We start from the raw sequence: 17,821 nt of genomic DNA, 5'->3' as shown, positions 1-17,821 counted from the left end.
ATGTGGACAACTCGAAGAGTTGTCCAAGCAGCTGTGGGCTCTGTGGGTAACCCGCAGGGTTATCCATCAAGTCCACAGCTGCGTCATATCCACAGCCTATTAATAATAAAAAGGGCTGCCTACTCCCCCTCGTCTTTGTTTCTATCCAGAAACTTCACGCTGTCCGCAACGACTTCCATCTCCTGGCGCTTTTTACCATCTTGCTCCCATGGCCGGACCTGGATCCTGCCCGTCACACCCACCAGACGGCCCTTCTTGAGGTTGTTGGCGCAGGCCTCCGCCAGTTTCCTCCACGTCACCACAGGTATAAAATCAGTCTCCCGCACACCTTCGCCGTTCAGGAAATCCCTGTCCACCGCCAGAGTGAAGGAACATACGGGAACATCACCCGCTTTCCGAAGCTCCGGATCCCTAGTGAGCCTGCCGACAAGAGTAACGTTGTTGATCATTGTTGTCCCTCCTCTTCAAATTAAGGCAATAATAAAAAGAGCCTTTCGGCTCTTTATCTTGGGCATACTTTGCCTCTTGGCATTTTTTCTATTGATTTACTAAGGCCTTTTTTATTAACGATAATTGATATCTTACATTATATCCCAACAAACACCCCTAACTGTAAGATAAAAATGGAGTTTGAGAGAAAAATGTTAACACAAGGATTATCCTTATTCGACAAATTATTACAAAATCTCCGAAGGTTTAATTGATTTAATTGTCGAATAAAAAGTAGGTATTAAAAAATAAGTATTGGGGGTAATGTAAATGTCTAATAAAAAGTGCTATGTCCCAGTTTTAAAATGGAAGAAAGGAGAGCAAGAAGCTTTAAAAAATCTTACTAGTGACCAAAAAACTAAAATTATTCCATTAATTGAGATTACAGATTATCAAGATCCGATATCTATTTTAAAGTCCCTACATAGCTGCTACGCAAATCCTATATTTATCGACACTATAATAGCCGCAGAAGATGATAGAGACTTTTTATTATCAATAGTTAGAGAATCAAAAGAGAATAATCAGCAAGTGTTTCCTGTATTTTACTTTGATGATTTTCCGGAAGTTATAAAACCTTTTATTGAATATGTTGAACATATAGGTATCAGGGTTCCTATCCCCGAAGACATTGAGGGCCCAAGTTACGAAGAACTTTTTAAAACTATTAAAGAATTTAAGGATAATAATAATATTTTGATCGATATTATACTTGATCTTAACGTAATAACCGATAGAAAAGAAGCCAATAGACAATTAAGTGAAGTAAAAAATGTCATACAAAATTTTCTCTTAAATAGATCATTTTACAATTCAATAATAATTTCTTCTACTTCATTACCCGAGAGCATTTCTTCTGTCCCCGCAGGAGGGCAAGCCAGTTTCTTAAGATATGACATTATGTTATTTAAGAGAATATATGAATTTCCAATGTTTGATGGTATCAAAAATAAATTGATTTACTCCGATTACGGTGTAACAAAATTTACAGATACAGAAATAGATTTTTCGAGGATTAAATATATTCTACCTAAAATAAAATATACAACATATAATGAATATCTAGTTCTAAAGGGACAAAAAGATAATAGAACAAAAGAAACAATTAAAGGATATGTAGATTTATCTAAAGAAATATTGTCATCAAAGTATTATTTCGGGGAAAATTTTTCTTTTGGTGACTTAGAGATTAAAGAAAGAGCATACGGCTTGAATGGAAAAGGTCCTGGTAGTAACACTAATTGGGTTACTATTGCAGCAAACCATCATATAGCTGTTGTAGTGGAACAGCTCTCCAAGTTTTTCGGGATTTAAGAGTTGTCCTTACGAAATCTTTGATTATATTTTCTTTGATGCTTTTTGCCACGAGTTTACAAAGATCAATCCTCGTCTTACTCTTAACTCCTTTTTCTATACCATTTAAGCTAAGTAATCGCAATAGCTCATCTTTCCATAAAAGTTGCAACAAGTAAAAAACATCTACATGGTTATTTATTTTAGATTCACGTTTTCTTTCTAAAACTAATGTTTTTCTATCTTCTGCTACATAAATATAATATATCCCCCACCATTCAGGTACTATTTCAATTACATTTTTTAAATGTTTTTTTCCAACAATTATGGTAACAGTATCAAACACCTTATTATACGAATCTATCTGTAAGGGAAGTCTTTCCAATGTATCTTGCTCGCTTTTTATCTCATAACCATTGATTTTCCCATTAATGACTGCTATATCAATTCTAGAAATCCCAAAACAAACATCCATCTCATTTATTATTTTAGTTGTCGGGTCAGATATAAAATCCTCGAATTTTACAAATTCTCTGTATAATGCTTTACGAATATCTGAATCATAGATCCTCATATACAACACCCTGGATTTTCTAATCACAAAATATCTCAAATAGATTATAATTAATATTATATCCAAAGTAAATAAGCCTAAACAATTTAAAAGTGCTTTTGGGCATACTAAGGGTGGGCTCAATTTTCTTGCGATTTTGGTAAGATTTTTCTTATTAGGCTGAGTTGTTTACTTACGTTACCAGAAGATGTACCAATAATATTCGCTATCTCCTTGGGTTTTTTGCCTTGTGAATAAAGTAAGTATATTTGTTCTTGTTGCGGGCTTAAACCCAAGGGGATTTTTTGTTTTTTCTGGCGTTGGATCTTCTTAATATTCCTAACTGCTTTTTGATATACATAAAAGGCAGTTTTCGGCGATATTCCAAGAATTTCAGCTATTTCCCGATAATTGTATCTCTGCCTCAGTTCAGCAATTTGCCGCTGTCGGTCTGTCAAAAGCGCCAACTCATCTTCGGAAAGGGAGCCAAATTCATAGAGCACCTTCCTTTTCAATGCCCTTGCCATATCCTCAAGATCCCGTATCATGCTGTCCATTATCTCCCTATCTGCAATCGTCCCATGAAAGTCTTCGTCTTTCAGTCTGTCTCGCGTCGTTTTCAGTGCCAAAGCTCCTTCTCTATACTGGTCCTCCATCTCAGACCAGCTGGACCATCTTTCCCCCATCTTTCTTCTCCTCCTTTCCTAGTAAAATACTTAACTTCCATCCTTCCGGCACACTTTCAAGTCTAACAGGTCTAATTCTCATCAAACTTTCTGCAAGTTCGAATATCATCTTTCTGTTTTTTACCGGCGAAAATTCTACCCAGGCATCCATGTTATGCCACCCCCTGTTCGAGCCATAGAAAATATTCTATTTCATTCTTTCCTCTTAGGTCTGGTCTCTGCAACATTTTGGTTCTCTATATCTCTTGCTAATATTCGCGCAAACGCTAATAGATTTGGTCGGAGAATTTTTTCCAGTTGCTCTTCCGTCATGCCGTCTGGAAGATCGGCTTCCATTTCAATTATCTTTGGTATCATCAAAGTACCCCCTTATAAGATCGCTTGCAGGAAAATAATGTAAGATGGAGAATATGTAATCTAGGCGGATTCGTCTTCTTCTTCAAGAAGGTCCGAAATCTTCACTTCAAGTGCCTTTGCTATTTTTTTAAGAAGATTAAACGATGGATTTTTCTTTCGACCATTTTCTAATTCGTTTAAATATATTCTTGATATACCGACTTTTTCAGCAAGTTTTTCTTGTGTGATACCAGCTTTTTCTCTTGTATATTTAATCTTGAACATCTCTCTGACACCTCCATTATCTAAATTAATTGTAAGCTATTAGCATGTTTATATCAATCTCTTAAGTATGCTTTTAGCATTATTTATTTCTACTTTCCTGCAGTTTACTTTTATTTTCTTTTAAAATCTTGTTTTTGTGAAATTGCTGAGATATACTTTAGTTAGCTATAAGTTTACATAGGTAGGTTTTAGTATGAATATTGGAGTTAGAATAAAAGAATTAAGACTTAAAAATAAAGTAAAAGCCACTAAACTTGCTAATAATGCTGGCATATCGAGGATATATTTAAGTGAAATTGAGAGAGGATTAAAAACCCCAACAATCGAAACCCTAAAGAAAATCTGCGATGCGCTCGGCATAACGCTTGCCGAATTCTTTTCAGACGAAGATGAGCAAATTCCTCCGGAGATTTCCTCCCTCATGAAAGAGGTCAAAAACCTTACGCCTGAGCAGGCCGAACTTCTCGCAAGGTTTATACAGACTATGAAGGACCAGAAAGGAGAATAAACATGACCGAACGCGAACTCTTTGAGCTTTTAGTAGATAAAATAACATCCATGGAAGAAAAACTTCGCCGAGTAGAAGAATCCCAAATACGAATGGAAGATGAATTAGTGGCTAAAGTTAAAGCTCTTTTCGACGCCCGTGAAGTCCAGCTAGATGTAAATGACCGGATCCTTGAAACCCTTTCCCGGATCGAAAGTAAGCTGGACCGATATAATCACCTCAATTGTATTAATTAAGCTGCATTTTTAAGTGCATGGCAATACCCATGCTTTTTATTATATTTATTGCAGGTAAATTGTTCCATCTGGCGAATTTAATTAGAGACAGGCTTACATAATTCCCTAAGCCTCTCATCAAACAGCCTAACTAGCGATCCGTAAAATTCGTCTTCGTCCACTTCTTCGTAACCGACAATTTCTTCGCTGTCGGGGGTAAAGTCGCCTTTGAGGAGCTTTTTTCGGGATATGCTAGTTTTTAGGATGGCGATTTTCATGAAATGTCACTTCCTCGTTTAGTTCTATTTTTTAATTATTTACCACAATTAGATCTATTTTGAGCCAAAAAAATTTATATCGTCGATTTTAACCCCATAATAATCAGCAATTCGTCTAGCTAGTAAAAATCCGGGCGTACGTCTACCGGTTTCCAGCATAGAATAATACCTCACACTAATACCTAAAAATTCGGCTACTGTTGATTGCGTTACACCTTTTTGTTTCCTTAAATCCTTAAGACTTATCTTTCCCATATCTCATACCTCAAAACAATTTGTTCTATTTAATTCTATATTATACTACGAAATGTTCTATGTCAATAGGTTTTTTATAAAAAAATCTACATTTTGTTCTATTTGTAGAAAACAATAGAACAAAATGTTACAATAAGATTAAATAAGAAGGTGATCGCAATGATAGGAGAAAGGATTAAATCTTTAAGAGAAGAAAGAAAAATTACACAGCAAGAATTAGCTCAATATTTAGGTGTATCACAAAAGACTATAAGTAACTACGAAAAAGGCGAGCGTTCTCCGGATCCCGAAACATTGAAAAAAATCGCCGACTATTTCGACGTAACCGTGGACTACCTCCTGGGCCGCTCCAATCACCGCCAACTCACGCGCAAAGACGAGCGCGATATAGAAAAGATTATCGAAGAGACCCGCCAAAGGATTGAAAACACAGAAGGCCTCATGCTTGATGGCGAAATACTCAGTCAGGAGGACGTTGACGCCATCATTAATGCTATGCGGGTGGGACTGGAGATGGCAAAGCTAAGGAATAAGGAAAAGTATGGAAGGAAGAAGAAAAAATAGCGGGGTGGCCCGTTTGGACATCAAGAATGTTGTCAGAAGACTTGTAAAAAAATATAAAACCAGCGATCCTTTCGAATTAATGGATGCGCTGGACATAATATACGTAAAGTACCCTCTGCCTGAAAACGTCAGAGGATTTTATTTTAGCAAACTTCGAAGGAAAATCGTGGTAATCAACAGCATTTACGAAAAAAGGCGTCAAATAGTGACTGCGGCCCACGAATTGGGGCACTGCTTACTGCACCCAAAAATGAATGCAATTTTTCTGGATCTAAATACTCTTTTGGTTACAAGTAAGTATGAAAATGAAGCCTGTAAATTCGCCGCAGAGCTTTTAATGTATAATATTGATCTCACTAAATACGAAGGGTATGCAATGGAACAGATTGCCTGCTCTCTTGAAATACCTGAAAATATACTGAGACTGGCGATTAAAGAAGGTAAATAAAGTCCGACAATTAAGCGGTCCGACCGCTATTTATTTTAAACCTTTACAAGAACATATGTTCCAAAGGAGGCCTTTATATGAACATAACTGATTTTCGTAGTCCAAAATTTAAAACAAAGAATAACGTCAAGTATGCCGTAGCCCTCTGCAGGGTATCTACTGAAGATCAATTTATGAAAGGTCTCTCTATCCCCGAACAACGGGCTAGAATACAAAAATGGGCAGATGACCACAATGTTATTATACTCAAATGGGTGGAACTGCCTCATTCAGCTTATCGCGGATTAGATGAAGAACCAGAAGTCCTTGAACTCATTGAGTTTGCTAAAAATAACGACAAAGTATCCCTTTTCCTTGTTGATGAAAAAAGTCGATTAGCACGCAGAAAGTATCTCCGTGTAGTTTGGCAGGAGGAATTACGCCGAAATGGAGTCCAGGTTATAGGCGTTAGCGAGCCGCAGTATGATAGAAATACTATTCATGGAATCTGGCTGGAAGGCATCAGTGAAACAAAAGACGAGGCTCGGAGCATAGAAATAGCATACCACACAGTAAAAGGCATGACAAGAAATGCAGGAACACGAGATCCTGAAACAGGTTACTGCTATAAAAACGGCGGAATTGCTCCTGATGGCTACATAAATAAACGGGTTGTCAGGGGGAAAGATTCCCGTGGAAAGGATATTGTAAAACTTTTATGGGAAATAGACGAAGAAAGAGCCTGGATAATTAGGTATATCGTACTTGACCTCTGGCTTAAGAACAGAATGTCTTTTAAACAAATAAGAAACCATTTAAACAAAAAGGGCGAAAAATATTTGAATAGATACGGAAAGCCTTGGTCTATTACAACCATTCGTGAAATATGTATGCGCGCATTGGAAGGAATATACTCCGGCCTTTACTACTGGAACCGTACCGGCAGAGACCTCCGCGGAACCGGCCAGAAATGGAAAGATTCGGAAGAGTGGATTGTTATAGAAAATGCCCATCCTTCAATAATTACCCATGATGAGTGGAAAGAACTAAAGGAGGTTATGGCACCTGTGGTTGAAGAAAGAAAGAAAAATATAAAACCTACAAGAGCAGAGGACAGTCCTTATCTGTTTTCCGGGGAAAACGCTGTTGGTGAGCCCATGTTTGTTTGTCTTAACTGCGGCAGCCCTATAAACAGTCAACAGGTGGCCAAAAATTATTATTACCTATGCTCCGGCTATAAAAATAAAGGACAGGCCGGATGTTCTAAAGGTGTTGCCATTAGAAAGGAAGAACTTGAAACTAAAGTCCTAGCCGCAATAAAGGCCCAGTTTACCCCAGCAAAAATAAGGGTAATGGTAAAGGAAATAAACGAAATCATAAATGAAGAAAATAAAGACCTTGAACAGGCTGAAAAGCATCTTCGTAAATCCATTGCCGAAACAGAAAAATCTATAAATAATATTATGTTAGCCATACAGCAAGGAAATAAATCTAAAGTTATCCCTTTGCTTTTGGATCAGCTTGAAAAACTTCAGGAGGAAAAACTGGCTCTAGAGGAGGAATTACAAAAAATGCAGAAAGAATCACCGGAGGCAAAAAGAATTGATGAAGCTACAATACTTGAGAGGTTGCATAATTTAGAATCGGTTTTAACGTCCTCTACGGCCTCTAATAGAGAAAAAAGAATGGCAGTAAGATATTTTATACGTCAATTACGATTTAACCCCGATACAGGCGAAGTATACATTTATTTCTGGCAGGATCCCACAGGACGGGATATAAAACGCTTAAAGTTACTCAAAACCGAAAGGAGTGAAAAAGAGCAAAATAATAAAGATGACGGTTCATCGTCATCTTCTATTGAAAATTTTATGATTTTCGATGGTGCCGGGAACCGGAATCGAACCGGTATGGGTATTGCTACCCGCAGGATTTTAAGTCCTGTGCGTCTGCCAGTTCCGCCATCCCGGCTCTTTAATTTAATTGGAGGCGGCACCCAGATTCGAACTGGGGATAAAGGTTTTGCAGACCTCTGCCTTACCACTTGGCTATGCCGCCATTTCATAAATAAAAAATGGAGCGGAAGACGGGATTTGAACCCGCGACCCTCGCCTTGGCAAGGCGATGCTCTACCCCTGAGCCACTTCCGCATATATCTGGTGCCTTGGGGCGGAATCGAACCACCGACACGAGGATTTTCAGTCCTCTGCTCTACCTACTGAGCTACCAAGGCTGGTAAAATATATGGCGACCCAGAAGGGACTCGAACCCTCGGCCTCCAGCGTGACAGGCTGGCGTTCTAAACCAACTGAACTACTGGGCCGCATATTTCTTTATGGTGGGCGAAACAGGGCTCGAACCTGTGACCCCGTGCTTGTAAGGCACGTGCTCTCCCAGCTGAGCTATCCGCCCTTGCGACAATTCATAGTATACCTGATAATTTACTCGCTGTCAAAAATAAAGAACCTTTGTTATAGGTGTTTATGCAGTATATGCACAAATTATCGCCTTATTTCTTTGAATATCGAGTTCATCTATTTCCGGACCCGTCTTTTTTGTCTTTTTTACCCTTTAAATCTATTTTGCCGTCTTCCCTGTCTATTTCCTCTTTGGCGAGACTCATCATCTTTTTCACCATGTATCCGCCTATTTTGCCCGTTTCCCGGGCAGTCAAGTTTTTCCATCCGCGTTCCCTTATGTCGTCGTCGAGATGAAGCTCCCTTGCAACCTCCTCCTTCAATTTTTCAAGTTCCTCTTCAGATTTGGAATTTGCCGTTTTTTTGCGCTGGGCCATACCTGATCCCCCCATGCTGATTCGAAGACCTCAATATAGAGTATATACAATATTTTCATTAATATACATAATCAGGATGGTGATGCGGCGACGGCATCAGGCAGCTGGAGCGGGGACACCTCGCTGGCAAGCTCTAGGATCCTTTCAAAATCTCCTCCAGTGACCGGATCAGGACTTCGTTTTGCTCCGGAGTACCGACGCTGAAGCGGAGTGTATTCTCCATACCTTCTCCTTCTGGCTTTCTCGTGAGTATTCCTTTCTCCAAAAGTTTTTGATAAACGTAATCCCTGGAGATTTCGAACTTGCACAGCAAAAAATTTGTACTGCTTGGGTAGACGGTTATTCCGGAGATACCTTCGAGTTTGGTCTTTAAATCCTCCCTCGCATTTATTATTTTGCGCCTGACGTTCTCCACCCAATCCACGTTCTTTAAAACTTCCGATGCGGCTATCTGGGAAAAAAGGCTGACGTTGTAAGGAGGCTTGACTTTATAAAATTCTTCTATTAGAGTTTCATCAGCTACAGCATAACCGACCCTCAACCCGGCCAGAGAGAATATCTTGGAAAAGGTCCTGATTATTACCAGATTGGGATAATCGGAGAGCCGGTTTATAAAGGTCCTACCTCCGAATTCATAGTACGCTTCATCGACGGCAACTATTCCGTTGAAGCAATCGATCAATTCAATAATGTCTTCCTCTTCGAAATAATCTCCCGTGGGGTTGTTGGGGTAACAGATAAACATCACCTGGGGCGTACCTTTTTTAAAGTATTTTTTTATTTTTAATACGTCTAACCTCCACTTCCGATCTGTTGAATACTCTTCCAACAGGAGAGGAACCTTAATAACGCGGGCACCGGATACAACCGAAAAATTCTCATAGCTCGGAAAGGCGGGAACCGGTATTATAACCTCCCTGCCCGGACCGGCAAAGGCTAGAACAATGTCGTATATTATCTCATCGGCACCGCTTCCAACGAAAATCTTATCGGGCTCAATGCCCAGACAGCCCGCTAATGCCTGTCTCAGTTCATCGCAACTGGGGTCATAATAACAATTAAAACTTTCCCTCTTTACCCTCTCCCATATGCGCTCTTTCAAATCTTCGGGCAGGTCGTAGGGGCTTTCATTGGCATTGAGTTTTATGACGCACGGTTCTTTAGCAGGTTTGTAGGGAGAGAGTTTCGATAAATCTTCTCTCAAGTATTTCGACGGCGATTTCAAGGAGCATACCTCCCGCAGTAATCTATCATTTTAAATTAATAAAGACTATAACACACAACGTTTTGGAAAGTCAATGGATTGATTCTATTTGTCGTTCAATTGATCGTGAACACTGATTTTGATATAATTAAATCAACTTTATAATATATTCTTCGGGAAAGGAAGTGCGGTATCTTGAAAGAAAAGGTACAAGAGGTGTTAAACAAGATCCGTCCATCGCTTCAGGCCGACGGTGGCGATGTGGAGCTGGTAGATGTCGACGAAGAAAGGGGTATTGTCAAGGTGAAACTGACGGGTAGCTGTTTTGGATGCCCGTTCGCAACATTGACCCTCAAAAACGGAATCGAACAGGTATTAAAAGAAGAGGTGCCCGGTGTAAAGGAAGTACAGTCGGTTTAAAAAACAGCCCTTCGGGCTGTTTTTTTATTCCAGGTGCAGGGTCTCGTTTACCTTCACTATAAACGTATTGTCATTATTCAATTCACCGCTGCCGTCGTACTCAAATACGGTAATGGAACCATTGCTTACTTTAAACTTCCAAAAATACCTGAAATCCAGGTCGAGAACGGCGGTTAATATCGCCCTTATCGGGCCGGCGTGGGTAACAATCAAAATATTGCCCTCAGGATGGTTTTTTGCTGCAAGCTTCACGAAACTTGAAACCCTTTCCATCAGGTCCTTCAAGCTTTCACCACCCGGCGGCCTGTTTTCGCCCGGATCACACCGCCACCGGTGGAATTCATCGGGGTATTTTTCTTCAAGCTCCTGATATGAATGCCCTTCCCATTCTCCGAAACTGAGCTCTCTCAGGTCCTTTGTGGAAATTACGCGAAGCCCGCGTGGTGCTGCGATAATTTCCGCTGTTTCAAGGGCTCTTTCAAGGTCACTGGAATATACAGCATCGAAAGTTTCCCGCTTTAAAACTTTTGCAAGCCTTTCAGCCTGCTGCCTCCCCTTTTCGTTGAGCGGGATATCCTTCTGCCCCTGGTACAAAAAATTTCTATTCCAGAGGGTTTCCCCATGTCTCACCAGAAATATCCTGGCCAAACCGATCCTTGTTACCCAAACTGTACAAAAATGTACAGCTTGAGGCTGGGCTATTTGTAGTCCGCCCTTTCAGGAATGCCCACTCCCAGCCGGCGGTATTCAGGCACTCCATTGACCCAAAAAAATCAAATAAAAGTAGAGGGCTGCAATTTCGCTGAATTCGTTGACGGCGCCGTAAGTATCTCCAGTCATGCCCCCCAGTTGCCTGAATATGTACAGCGAAAATAAAAGGCCTGAAACAAAAGTTAAAAACGCGGTTTTTATGCCTTCAATTCCCGCTACTGTAAAAACGATCATCAGAGCGAAGAAGGTGGATAATACAAACATCATTGATGATTTGTTTTCATTGAAGGCCCTGCCTAGCCCCTTTTCCCGCAGGTAGGGAAAAAAGGTGATGGCGCAGGTCATCATCCATCTTGAAATCACTGGAAATACAATTAATAACCTGGTCCTAAGCTCCTGGTGTATAGATAGTATGGCCGAATACTTCAGCAAAAGGAGGAGTACCACTCCCATCGCGCCGTAAGCCCCAAGGCGGCTGTCTTTCATCACTTCAAGCTTCTTGTCCCTCTCCTTCCCGCAAAAAAGGCCGTCCATAGTATCCGCAAAACCGTCCACGTGCAACCCGCCCGTAACTATCGTCTCACAGACCACAAATAAACAGGCCAGGGCGGGAGCCGGAATAGACCTCTTTAACAATAAATCTACGCCGGCCAAAAGGGTTCCTATGACGGCTCCAACTACCGGGAAAAAAGGCAGGGATCGGGTTATATGTTTTTGATCCAACTCAATATACGGCAGCGGTATTCTCGTCAGAAACGAAAAGGCAGCGTATAACCCCATAGAGCACTTTCACACCTTTTATAACATCTTAATTTATTTCCCTTAGGGCGGGCTGTTACCCGCCCTAAATTAGGTCTCTACGGTAAAATTAAACCTTCTAACCCCACATTAAAATAATTATTTCGCCGGCGACCAGCGCCAGAAAGGCGGCGATTATACTTAGCGCCACCGCAACCCTTATGTCTCCCGGCCGTATATCCCTCAACTTCCGGCCCATATAAGGCCTGAAGTGCAAAATGCCGGAATACGAGTTCCAGCCTCCCAGGCGGATGCCCAGAGCCCCCGCTACAGCCGCTTCGGGAATTCCAGCGTTGGGACTTTCATGATTTCCGGCGTCGGAGAGCACCGTCTTCAACCCTCTTTTTGCATCGAGACCGATAAGCAACGATGCCATGAGGATTAGAAGGCCCCCCAGCCTTGCGGGAATGTAGTTTAAAAGGTCGTCCATCCTGGCCGAAAACCACCCGAAGTAAATATACCTCTCGTTTCTATACCCTACCATTGAATCGAGGGTACTCGCAGCTTTAAAGGCCAAAGCTAGGGGGGCACCGCCGAGAAAAGCGTAAAACATAGGAGATATGATGCCGTCAATGGTGTTTTCGGCTACCGTCTCGACGGTGGCTCTGCATATCTCTTCCACGGTGAGATCTCCGGTATCCCTGCCGACTATGCCTCCGAGCCGCGCTCTGGCCTCTTGCAAATCCCCTGACCGCAATTCGGCCAGTATTGCAAGAGCTTCATCCGCCAGGTTTTTTGTCGCCAGCGATGTGTATATAAGCCACGTGGAGCTGAAGAATCCCAGCCAGTAATTCACCTTATAGGACAGGCCGATTATCGCGTTGGTGGAAAAATACACGGTTGGCACAGTTAGCAACCAGAGGATAACCCCTGCCGCTCTAAGACCCGCCGGGGTTTTAAAAGCGCCGTAAAGGATCTTTTCTAAATACGCTATTAGTTTTCCCGTGAGGACGACGGGATGCGTCGGCCGCCGGGGGTCACCCAGGAGCAGGTCCAGGGCGAAGGCACATATAATTATTGCCCCGTGGTACTTATCCATGGCGATCTATCCTCTACGCCAGCCCGCTGGCGGCGGTTATTTCTCTCAAGGCTTCCAGCAGGGTTTCGTTGGCTTTCCGGTCCTTCACGGCCACTCTAAAGTAAGAATCGTCCAGGAACGCAAAATCACCGCATTCCCTGATCGCTATACCCCTTTTAAGCAACTCCCGTGCCAGAAATCCGGCTCCGAATTTAGCCGTTATTTTTACAAAGATAAAATTGGCTGCAGGTCTAAAGGGCTTAAAACAGGAAATCTGCCTTAAACCATCCCACAGGAATTCCCTTTCCTGGGAAATATATTTTCTTGTTTTTTCTATGTAAGCCGTTTCCTTCAAAACCGCGGACCCCACAGCACCGGCAAAAGTGTTTACATTCCAAGGGTCCTTTAATTTTTCAATTTTTTTGATCAATTTCTCGTTCCCCAGTGCAAAACCTATCCTCAGGCCCGGCAGCGCAAAAAACTTGGTCAGGGACCTTAGCACTATGACATTCGGACAGCTCATAACTTCAGTGCATAAGCTCTGGCTTTCCCCCACGAAGTCCATAAAAGCTTCGTCGAGAAGAAGGAAGGCCTTTGCTCTTTCCGTTTCATCAATAAGGGTTTTTATAACGTCTTTTACGATAAGGTACCCGGTAGGGTTGTTGGGATTGCATACTATCACCAGCGCTCCGGGGCATATCCTGGCTTTTATAGATTCAACAAAATCGTCGTCCCAATAGAAATCATTTTTCGTCATATCCACCAGTTCGGTTTTTATACGCCTGTTCTGGGATGCAAAAGCGTATTCTGTAAAAGTCGGCGATGGAATAATCACCTTTGACGGTCTCAGGGCTTCCAGGGTTAGATTTATCAATTCCACGGAACCGTTGCCGGAAAGGATGTTTTCGGGTTTTATTCCGTAATAAACGGAGGCGGCTTCTCGGAGCTCTACCTGACCCGGGTCGGGATAATGGATTATATCGTCAATTTTTTCCCATATAATTCTCCTCACGGAATCAGGAAAGCCGAGAGGATTGATGTTGGCGCTGAAGTCCAGTATCTCCCGGTGATTCAATTTAAACCTTTTGCTAACCTCATAAATATTGCCGCCATGGCTTCTCTCTTCCACTTTTACACCCCCGCCCGCTTCACAAAATCCGCGGCCCCAAATTATCTATGCCGGTTTTTATAATCCTGTATTCCTTTCCGAAGCCGTCCATGATGCGCCTCAAGTCTTCAAAAAAGCTGCTCTCCGGAGCGCGATCCTTTTCGAAGAATACTCCTACGGCCGATCCGCTATGGGCTACATTAACGCCGATGGCACCGTGCTTTCGGCTTAAATTTATGAGATGCTCTAGATGAGGCTTGTAAAGGATCTGCTGGTGAGCTACGGCGCTTTTCATCATAGCCTTTCCCAACAGTCCAATATCCTTTTTTCTAAATGCCTCCCGAGTCATATACAAAGCCTCTTCCACGATATTTTCTTTTTTTCTGTTCAATTCGTCCAGATCTCGCCGGCTGTTAAACGACTCAGTATCTACCACTTCTCCCGGATCAACTATATAAATGTCCATATCGGGCAATTCCCCCAGGCTCTCCCTCCAGGTTCCGTGCACGTGGTCGAAAATTACTGATCCTCTGTACATGACGCCATCGCTCGGTTCGATGGACAGGGCTATGTCCGCGATCAGGTCGGGCGATATAGGTTTATCGAGTGCCCTGGCAACGGCAAGACACGCGGCGGTGATATCCGCCGTACTGGAGGAAAGCCCCTTTCCCACCGGGATTTGTGATACTATGCGGATATCAAAATCCAATTCATAAAAGCCATAATAATCCAGAAGTTTTCTTACGGCCTTCCGGGTTTTTTGCCAGGACTCCATCATGCCGGCAGAATTTACAGTAGGCTTGTTCTCGCCCCGGTGCTGTATTAACTCCACCCGGGCCGTTGAGTACAAGGTTATAGGGCAGGTAATGAGAAAATTGCGGCCGCCTATAGCCCCCTGAACTATCTCGCCGCAGCTACCGGGACAGCGGGCTTCACCGACCAATTCTCTCCCCCCTGATCCACTTGTGAGAATCACTTCAACTTTATAGGTATGCCCGAAACGAGAAAATATACCTCATCGGCAGCCGCTGCCAGTATCTGATTTATTTCGCCGAGCAGGTCCCTGTAAATTCTTCCCAGAGGATACTCCGGCACCAGGCCCAACCCGACTTCGTTGGATACGATAATCACCTTCTTTTCCAAAACCCTGGCGGCACTGATGGTGTTTTCAATCTCCTGGAGCAGAGCTTTCCTTAAAGCCTCCTGCTGTTTTATTTCTCCGATTTCTGCAGAACAGACCCAGTTGGATGTCAGTAGAGCCATGCAATCTATGAGCACCGCATCGTATTCGGAAATATCCGCATCCTTGCTTATCTCGTTTAAAACCCTGGATAGATGCCGGGGCTCTTCGATAGTCTTCCAGGTTCCAGGCCTCCTTTGTCTGTGCACGGATATTCGATGGGCCATTTCTTCATCCAGCGCCTGGGCGGTAGCTATGTAAACCACTCTATTCCCCGCCTCCCGGGCTTTTTTTTCTGCAAACCGGCTTTTCCCGCTACGGGCTCCTCCAGTGATAAAAACGATACCCAAGTTCCGTCATCTCCCGTTATTCAGCTTTACAGCCTGTAATCTCTTTTACTTTTTTTCAAGAGCAGGTACAGGAAAAACGGCCCCCCGAAAAGGGCTGTCAGAATCCCTACGGGCAGCTCTGTAGGCGCTATAACCATCCTTGAAACCGTATCGGCGAGCATCAGGTACAGCCCGCCGGCCAGGGCTGACATCGGATAAAGCCTTCGGTGATCGGGTCCTGCCAGCATTCTCATTATATGAGGGATAATGAGTCCCACGAACCCGATGATACCGCTCACCGCTACAGCAGAAGCGGTCAACAACGAGGCAGCGGCCAAGCTCAATCTTTTCAGCAATTCTACATCGACCCCGGTGAAAAAGGCTGTGTCCTCGCCCAGCTGAAGTATATTGAGCGACCTTAAATTCCACATGCCCAGGAGAAACCCCAGGATGCCGTAAGGAAGATTCAGGTAAACCTCCTTCCACCCCTGAGAGGAAAAACTCCCGAGCAGCCAGAAGTAAATATGCTGGAGCTTTTGATCACTGAAGTACATCAGAAAGGACACCAGGGCGGAAATAAAACTGCTTACCGCGATACCGGCCAGCAGAAGGGTATGAGAATTGGTCCTTCCAGCAATCCCGGCTATGACGTAGACTATAATTACAGTTAAAAGGGCCCCAAGGAAGGCAAAAAAGGGCACGGACCCCACACCAATAACTTTTACTCCCTGAAATAGCAATATGGCCAGGGCCGCACCCAGTGAAGCACCGGCGGAAGCGCCGATGATATAGGGGTCAGCCAGCGGGTTGCGAAATATGCCCTGATAAATGACCCCGGCTGCAGATAGTTCCGCTCCTATGAGAAAAGCCAGTATTATCCTTGGAAGTCTCAGATTCAGTATTATTACTTCCTGAGAAGGCGACCAGTCGGAAACGACTCCGGCACCAATACCGGGAATTTGACTCGCCATTATTTTTAAGGTTTTTGACAGCGGTACGTTTACCGCCCCTGTTCCCAGCGATGCGAAACTTCCAAGAAGTATCAATACCAGCAACAGGGCGTATATTTTCGTGCCCTTGTTTTTTAGGTCCATCCTACAACCCCCGTCAATCTTTAAAAATTTCGGGGTGAATTATCTTTGCAAACTGTTCCAGACCGTCGACAAGCCTTGGGGTGGGACGCTGAACTATGTTTTCATCCACGTAAAAAACCCTGCCCTCTTTGATGGCTTTTATGTTTTTCCAGCCGGGGCGGTTAATTATATCTTCTTTTGATTGATTGCTGCTGTAGTGATGGGAAAATATTATTATATCCGGATTTTTGTCAATTACCATCTCCTGGCTGTATTCCGGATATGCTTTCCCCGCATCGGCGGCAATATTCCGCCCCCCAGCTTTTTCTATAAGGTCGTGCACGAAGGTTCCTGGTCCTGCGGTAGTGAGGGGCGATGGCCACAGTTCGTAAAAGACCTGGGGTCTTTTATCGGCGGGTATCGTAGAGACCCTATCCTCAACGGCCTTTATTCTATTTTTAAGAGTGGATATCAGTTCCTCGGCCTGCTGGTTCTTGTTGGTCGCTCTCCCGATAAGCTCTATAGTGCTAAAGACATCGTCGATACTTTGAGGGTTTAGAACAATTACCGGGATTTTTAGTTCTTCCAGTTTTCTGACCGGTTTTTCATGCATAATAGTAGCGAGAACCAGGTCAGGTTTTAAAGAAATCAGCTTTTCCATATTAGGGTCGGCGAAACCGCCTATTTTTTCTTTTTTCTTTGCTTCTTCAGGATAATCGCAGTAATTGGTAACGCCTACGACTTTATCGCCTAAACCCAGAGCAAAAAGGATTTCAGTATTGCTAGGAGCAAGGGATACGATACGATCCGGTTCCTTTTCAATGACTATCTCTCTTCCCATTTGGTCTTTCACATTAATGGGATATGTATTTTTATAATCAGCTTTGGTGTCTGTTCCGGTTTTTGAGCCGCAGGACGTTAGTGCGGTAGCGAGGGTCACGAGCAAGATAATAGTGATCATATTATAAAATTTAACTTTCATTCCCGTGCCTCCTTTGCCTAAAAAAATAAACCCGGCCTTCATCTCGCAAAGCCGGGTAAGATCCGTTGAATAAGAGTACTCCCCCTTTCCTCCGAAGGCTTCGTACAGCGACCGGCAGGCAGGTCTCCTGGCTTCCGGCTCATCTTCCCTGCGCCTTCCCAGGATTTCTCCCAGTGGCCAGCAGTTTATCCCCGGTTACAGTGGCGGGACCGCTCAGGATTTGCACCTGATTCCCTTTTAAACCCCAAGGGTACCTGTCGGCGGTTATTCACTTTTCGCTTTCTTATATTATACTTCAAAACCTGAGACCAGACA

At 43.1% G+C, this 17,821-nt stretch carries 24 protein-coding genes, 6 tRNA genes, 1 pseudogene and 1 riboswitch; of the genes and pseudogenes, 7 read left to right on the top strand and 24 right to left on the bottom strand.

Annotated elements, in window-relative coordinates; all coding sequences use genetic code 11:
• Positions 1–119 precede the first annotated feature (119 nt).
• Positions 120–449, bottom strand: coding sequence for a single-stranded DNA-binding protein (locus LZ11_RS04270; RefSeq protein WP_148866668.1), 330 nt, complete (start codon positions 447–449; stop codon positions 120–122).
• Positions 450–759: 310 nt separating this feature from the next.
• Here LZ11_RS04270 and LZ11_RS04265 point away from each other — a divergent pair, with 310 nt between their 5' ends.
• Complete coding sequence (locus tag LZ11_RS04265) at positions 760–1,803, top strand: beta family protein (protein WP_148866667.1); 1,044 nt, start codon at positions 760–762, stop codon at positions 1,801–1,803.
• Here LZ11_RS04265 and LZ11_RS04260 read toward each other — a convergent pair.
• The 5 genes from LZ11_RS04260 to LZ11_RS04245 form a co-directional block, all read right to left on the bottom strand.
• Positions 1,739–2,356 (bottom strand): sce7726 family protein, encoded by a 618-nt coding sequence (locus LZ11_RS04260; protein ID WP_148866666.1) that lies wholly within the window; start codon positions 2,354–2,356, stop codon positions 1,739–1,741. The two genes, LZ11_RS04265 and LZ11_RS04260, sit on opposite strands and share 65 nt — an antisense overlap.
• Positions 2,357–2,475: 119 nt before the next feature.
• Positions 2,476–3,021, bottom strand: coding sequence for a sigma factor-like helix-turn-helix DNA-binding protein (locus LZ11_RS04255; RefSeq protein WP_148866665.1), 546 nt, complete (start codon positions 3,019–3,021; stop codon positions 2,476–2,478).
• Positions 2,993–3,172: a hypothetical protein gene (locus LZ11_RS04250; RefSeq protein WP_148866664.1), complete on the bottom strand. Its 180-nt coding sequence runs from the start codon at positions 3,170–3,172 to the stop codon at positions 2,993–2,995. Before LZ11_RS04250 ends, LZ11_RS04255 begins: the two co-directional genes overlap by 29 nt.
• 41 nt (positions 3,173–3,213) lie before the next feature.
• Positions 3,214–3,378: a hypothetical protein gene (locus tag LZ11_RS12350; RefSeq protein WP_170240287.1), complete on the bottom strand. Its 165-nt coding sequence runs from the start codon at positions 3,376–3,378 to the stop codon at positions 3,214–3,216.
• A 60-nt stretch (positions 3,379–3,438) separates the two neighbouring features.
• Positions 3,439–3,642 carry a helix-turn-helix domain-containing protein gene (locus LZ11_RS04245; RefSeq protein ID WP_148866663.1) on the bottom strand — a complete coding sequence of 68 codons (204 nt, stop codon included), beginning with the start codon at positions 3,640–3,642 and terminating at the stop codon, positions 3,439–3,441.
• Between the two features lie 193 nt (positions 3,643–3,835).
• Between LZ11_RS04245 and LZ11_RS04240 the strand changes: the two genes are divergently transcribed.
• Both LZ11_RS04240 and LZ11_RS04235 read left to right on the top strand, forming a co-directional pair.
• Positions 3,836–4,150 carry a helix-turn-helix domain-containing protein gene (locus LZ11_RS04240; protein WP_148866662.1) on the top strand — a complete coding sequence of 105 codons (315 nt, stop codon included), beginning with the start codon at positions 3,836–3,838 and terminating at the stop codon, positions 4,148–4,150.
• Between the two features lie 2 nt (positions 4,151–4,152).
• The gene (locus tag LZ11_RS04235; protein WP_148866661.1) at positions 4,153–4,386 is read left to right on the top strand and encodes a hypothetical protein; all 234 of its coding nucleotides are present in this window, start codon (positions 4,153–4,155) and stop codon (positions 4,384–4,386) included.
• A 77-nt stretch (positions 4,387–4,463) separates the two neighbouring features.
• On the opposite strand, the gene LZ11_RS04230 is transcribed toward LZ11_RS04235, so the two are convergent.
• Positions 4,464–4,643, bottom strand: a complete 180-nt coding sequence (locus LZ11_RS04230) for a hypothetical protein (protein ID WP_148866660.1) — start codon at positions 4,641–4,643, stop codon at positions 4,464–4,466.
• A gap of 54 nt (positions 4,644–4,697) precedes the next feature.
• Positions 4,698–4,898, bottom strand: coding sequence for a helix-turn-helix transcriptional regulator (locus tag LZ11_RS13150; RefSeq protein WP_148866659.1), 201 nt, complete (start codon positions 4,896–4,898; stop codon positions 4,698–4,700).
• 159 nt (positions 4,899–5,057) lie between these two features.
• Here LZ11_RS13150 and LZ11_RS04220 point away from each other — a divergent pair, with 159 nt between their 5' ends.
• The 3 genes and pseudogenes from LZ11_RS04220 to LZ11_RS13145 form a co-directional block, all read left to right on the top strand.
• On the top strand, positions 5,058–5,462 hold the full coding sequence (locus tag LZ11_RS04220; protein ID WP_148866658.1) for a helix-turn-helix domain-containing protein: 405 nt from the start codon (positions 5,058–5,060) through the stop codon (positions 5,460–5,462).
• The gene (locus LZ11_RS04215) at positions 5,440–5,910 is read left to right on the top strand and encodes an ImmA/IrrE family metallo-endopeptidase (RefSeq protein ID WP_148866657.1); all 471 of its coding nucleotides are present in this window, start codon (positions 5,440–5,442) and stop codon (positions 5,908–5,910) included. Before LZ11_RS04220 ends, LZ11_RS04215 begins: the two co-directional genes overlap by 23 nt.
• Positions 5,911–5,987: 77 nt before the next feature.
• Positions 5,988–7,199, top strand: a pseudogene (locus LZ11_RS13145) (recombinase family protein); the annotation flags it as partial.
• A 572-nt stretch (positions 7,200–7,771) separates the two neighbouring features.
• Here LZ11_RS13145 and LZ11_RS04200 read toward each other — a convergent pair.
• The 8 genes from LZ11_RS04200 to hisC form a co-directional block, all read right to left on the bottom strand.
• Positions 7,772–7,860, bottom strand: a tRNA-Leu gene (locus LZ11_RS04200).
• A gap of 13 nt (positions 7,861–7,873) precedes the next feature.
• Positions 7,874–7,947 (bottom strand) — tRNA-Cys (locus tag LZ11_RS04195).
• A 17-nt stretch (positions 7,948–7,964) separates the two neighbouring features.
• A tRNA-Gly gene (locus tag LZ11_RS04190) sits at positions 7,965–8,039 on the bottom strand.
• A gap of 7 nt (positions 8,040–8,046) precedes the next feature.
• Positions 8,047–8,122: transfer RNA gene (locus LZ11_RS04185), tRNA-Phe, on the bottom strand.
• A 12-nt stretch (positions 8,123–8,134) separates the two neighbouring features.
• Positions 8,135–8,212 (bottom strand) — tRNA-Asp (locus LZ11_RS04180).
• Between the two features lie 13 nt (positions 8,213–8,225).
• Positions 8,226–8,301 (bottom strand) — tRNA-Val (locus LZ11_RS04175).
• A gap of 118 nt (positions 8,302–8,419) precedes the next feature.
• Positions 8,420–8,683: an alpha/beta-type small acid-soluble spore protein gene (locus LZ11_RS04170; protein WP_148866656.1), complete on the bottom strand. Its 264-nt coding sequence runs from the start codon at positions 8,681–8,683 to the stop codon at positions 8,420–8,422.
• A 133-nt stretch (positions 8,684–8,816) separates the two neighbouring features.
• Positions 8,817–9,908 carry a histidinol-phosphate transaminase gene (gene hisC, locus LZ11_RS04165; protein WP_148866655.1) on the bottom strand — a complete coding sequence of 364 codons (1,092 nt, stop codon included), beginning with the start codon at positions 9,906–9,908 and terminating at the stop codon, positions 8,817–8,819.
• A gap of 174 nt (positions 9,909–10,082) precedes the next feature.
• Between hisC and LZ11_RS04160 the strand changes: the two genes are divergently transcribed.
• Positions 10,083–10,307 carry a NifU family protein gene (locus tag LZ11_RS04160; RefSeq protein ID WP_148866654.1) on the top strand — a complete coding sequence of 75 codons (225 nt, stop codon included), beginning with the start codon at positions 10,083–10,085 and terminating at the stop codon, positions 10,305–10,307.
• 24 nt (positions 10,308–10,331) lie between these two features.
• Here the strand turns inward: LZ11_RS04160 and cobC are convergent, their stop codons facing one another.
• The 8 genes from cobC to LZ11_RS04120 form a co-directional block, all read right to left on the bottom strand.
• Positions 10,332–10,955 (bottom strand): alpha-ribazole phosphatase, encoded by a 624-nt coding sequence (cobC, locus tag LZ11_RS04155; protein ID WP_148866653.1) that lies wholly within the window; start codon positions 10,953–10,955, stop codon positions 10,332–10,334.
• A 99-nt stretch (positions 10,956–11,054) separates the two neighbouring features.
• Entirely contained in the window at positions 11,055–11,798 is a 744-nt protein-coding gene (gene cobS, locus LZ11_RS04150; RefSeq protein WP_148866652.1) for an adenosylcobinamide-GDP ribazoletransferase, read from the bottom strand.
• 97 nt (positions 11,799–11,895) lie between these two features.
• Positions 11,896–12,855, bottom strand: coding sequence for an adenosylcobinamide-phosphate synthase CbiB (cbiB, locus tag LZ11_RS04145; protein WP_148866651.1), 960 nt, complete (start codon positions 12,853–12,855; stop codon positions 11,896–11,898).
• Positions 12,856–12,868: 13 nt separating this feature from the next.
• On the bottom strand, positions 12,869–13,963 hold the full coding sequence (gene cobD, locus LZ11_RS04140; RefSeq protein ID WP_246110703.1) for a threonine-phosphate decarboxylase CobD: 1,095 nt from the start codon (positions 13,961–13,963) through the stop codon (positions 12,869–12,871).
• Positions 13,964–13,982: 19 nt separating this feature from the next.
• Positions 13,983–14,885 (bottom strand): GHMP family kinase ATP-binding protein, encoded by a 903-nt coding sequence (locus LZ11_RS04135; protein WP_148866649.1) that lies wholly within the window; start codon positions 14,883–14,885, stop codon positions 13,983–13,985.
• 29 nt (positions 14,886–14,914) lie between these two features.
• Positions 14,915–15,472, bottom strand: coding sequence for a bifunctional adenosylcobinamide kinase/adenosylcobinamide-phosphate guanylyltransferase (cobU, locus tag LZ11_RS04130; protein WP_148866648.1), 558 nt, complete (start codon positions 15,470–15,472; stop codon positions 14,915–14,917).
• A gap of 26 nt (positions 15,473–15,498) precedes the next feature.
• Positions 15,499–16,545 carry a FecCD family ABC transporter permease gene (locus tag LZ11_RS04125; protein ID WP_148866647.1) on the bottom strand — a complete coding sequence of 349 codons (1,047 nt, stop codon included), beginning with the start codon at positions 16,543–16,545 and terminating at the stop codon, positions 15,499–15,501.
• A gap of 13 nt (positions 16,546–16,558) precedes the next feature.
• Complete coding sequence (locus LZ11_RS04120) at positions 16,559–17,506, bottom strand: ABC transporter substrate-binding protein (RefSeq protein WP_148866646.1); 948 nt, start codon at positions 17,504–17,506, stop codon at positions 16,559–16,561.
• 100 nt (positions 17,507–17,606) lie between these two features.
• A riboswitch (cobalamin riboswitch) is annotated at positions 17,607–17,779 on the bottom strand.
• Positions 17,780–17,821: the final 42 nt, after the last annotated feature.

Source organism: Thermosediminibacter litoriperuensis, assembly GCF_008124715.1.
Lineage (GTDB): Bacteria > Bacillota > Thermosediminibacteria > Thermosediminibacterales > Thermosediminibacteraceae > Thermosediminibacter > Thermosediminibacter litoriperuensis.
The sequence above is the reverse complement of the archived record's forward strand: the minus strand, read 5'-3'. Positions and strand labels throughout refer to the sequence as shown.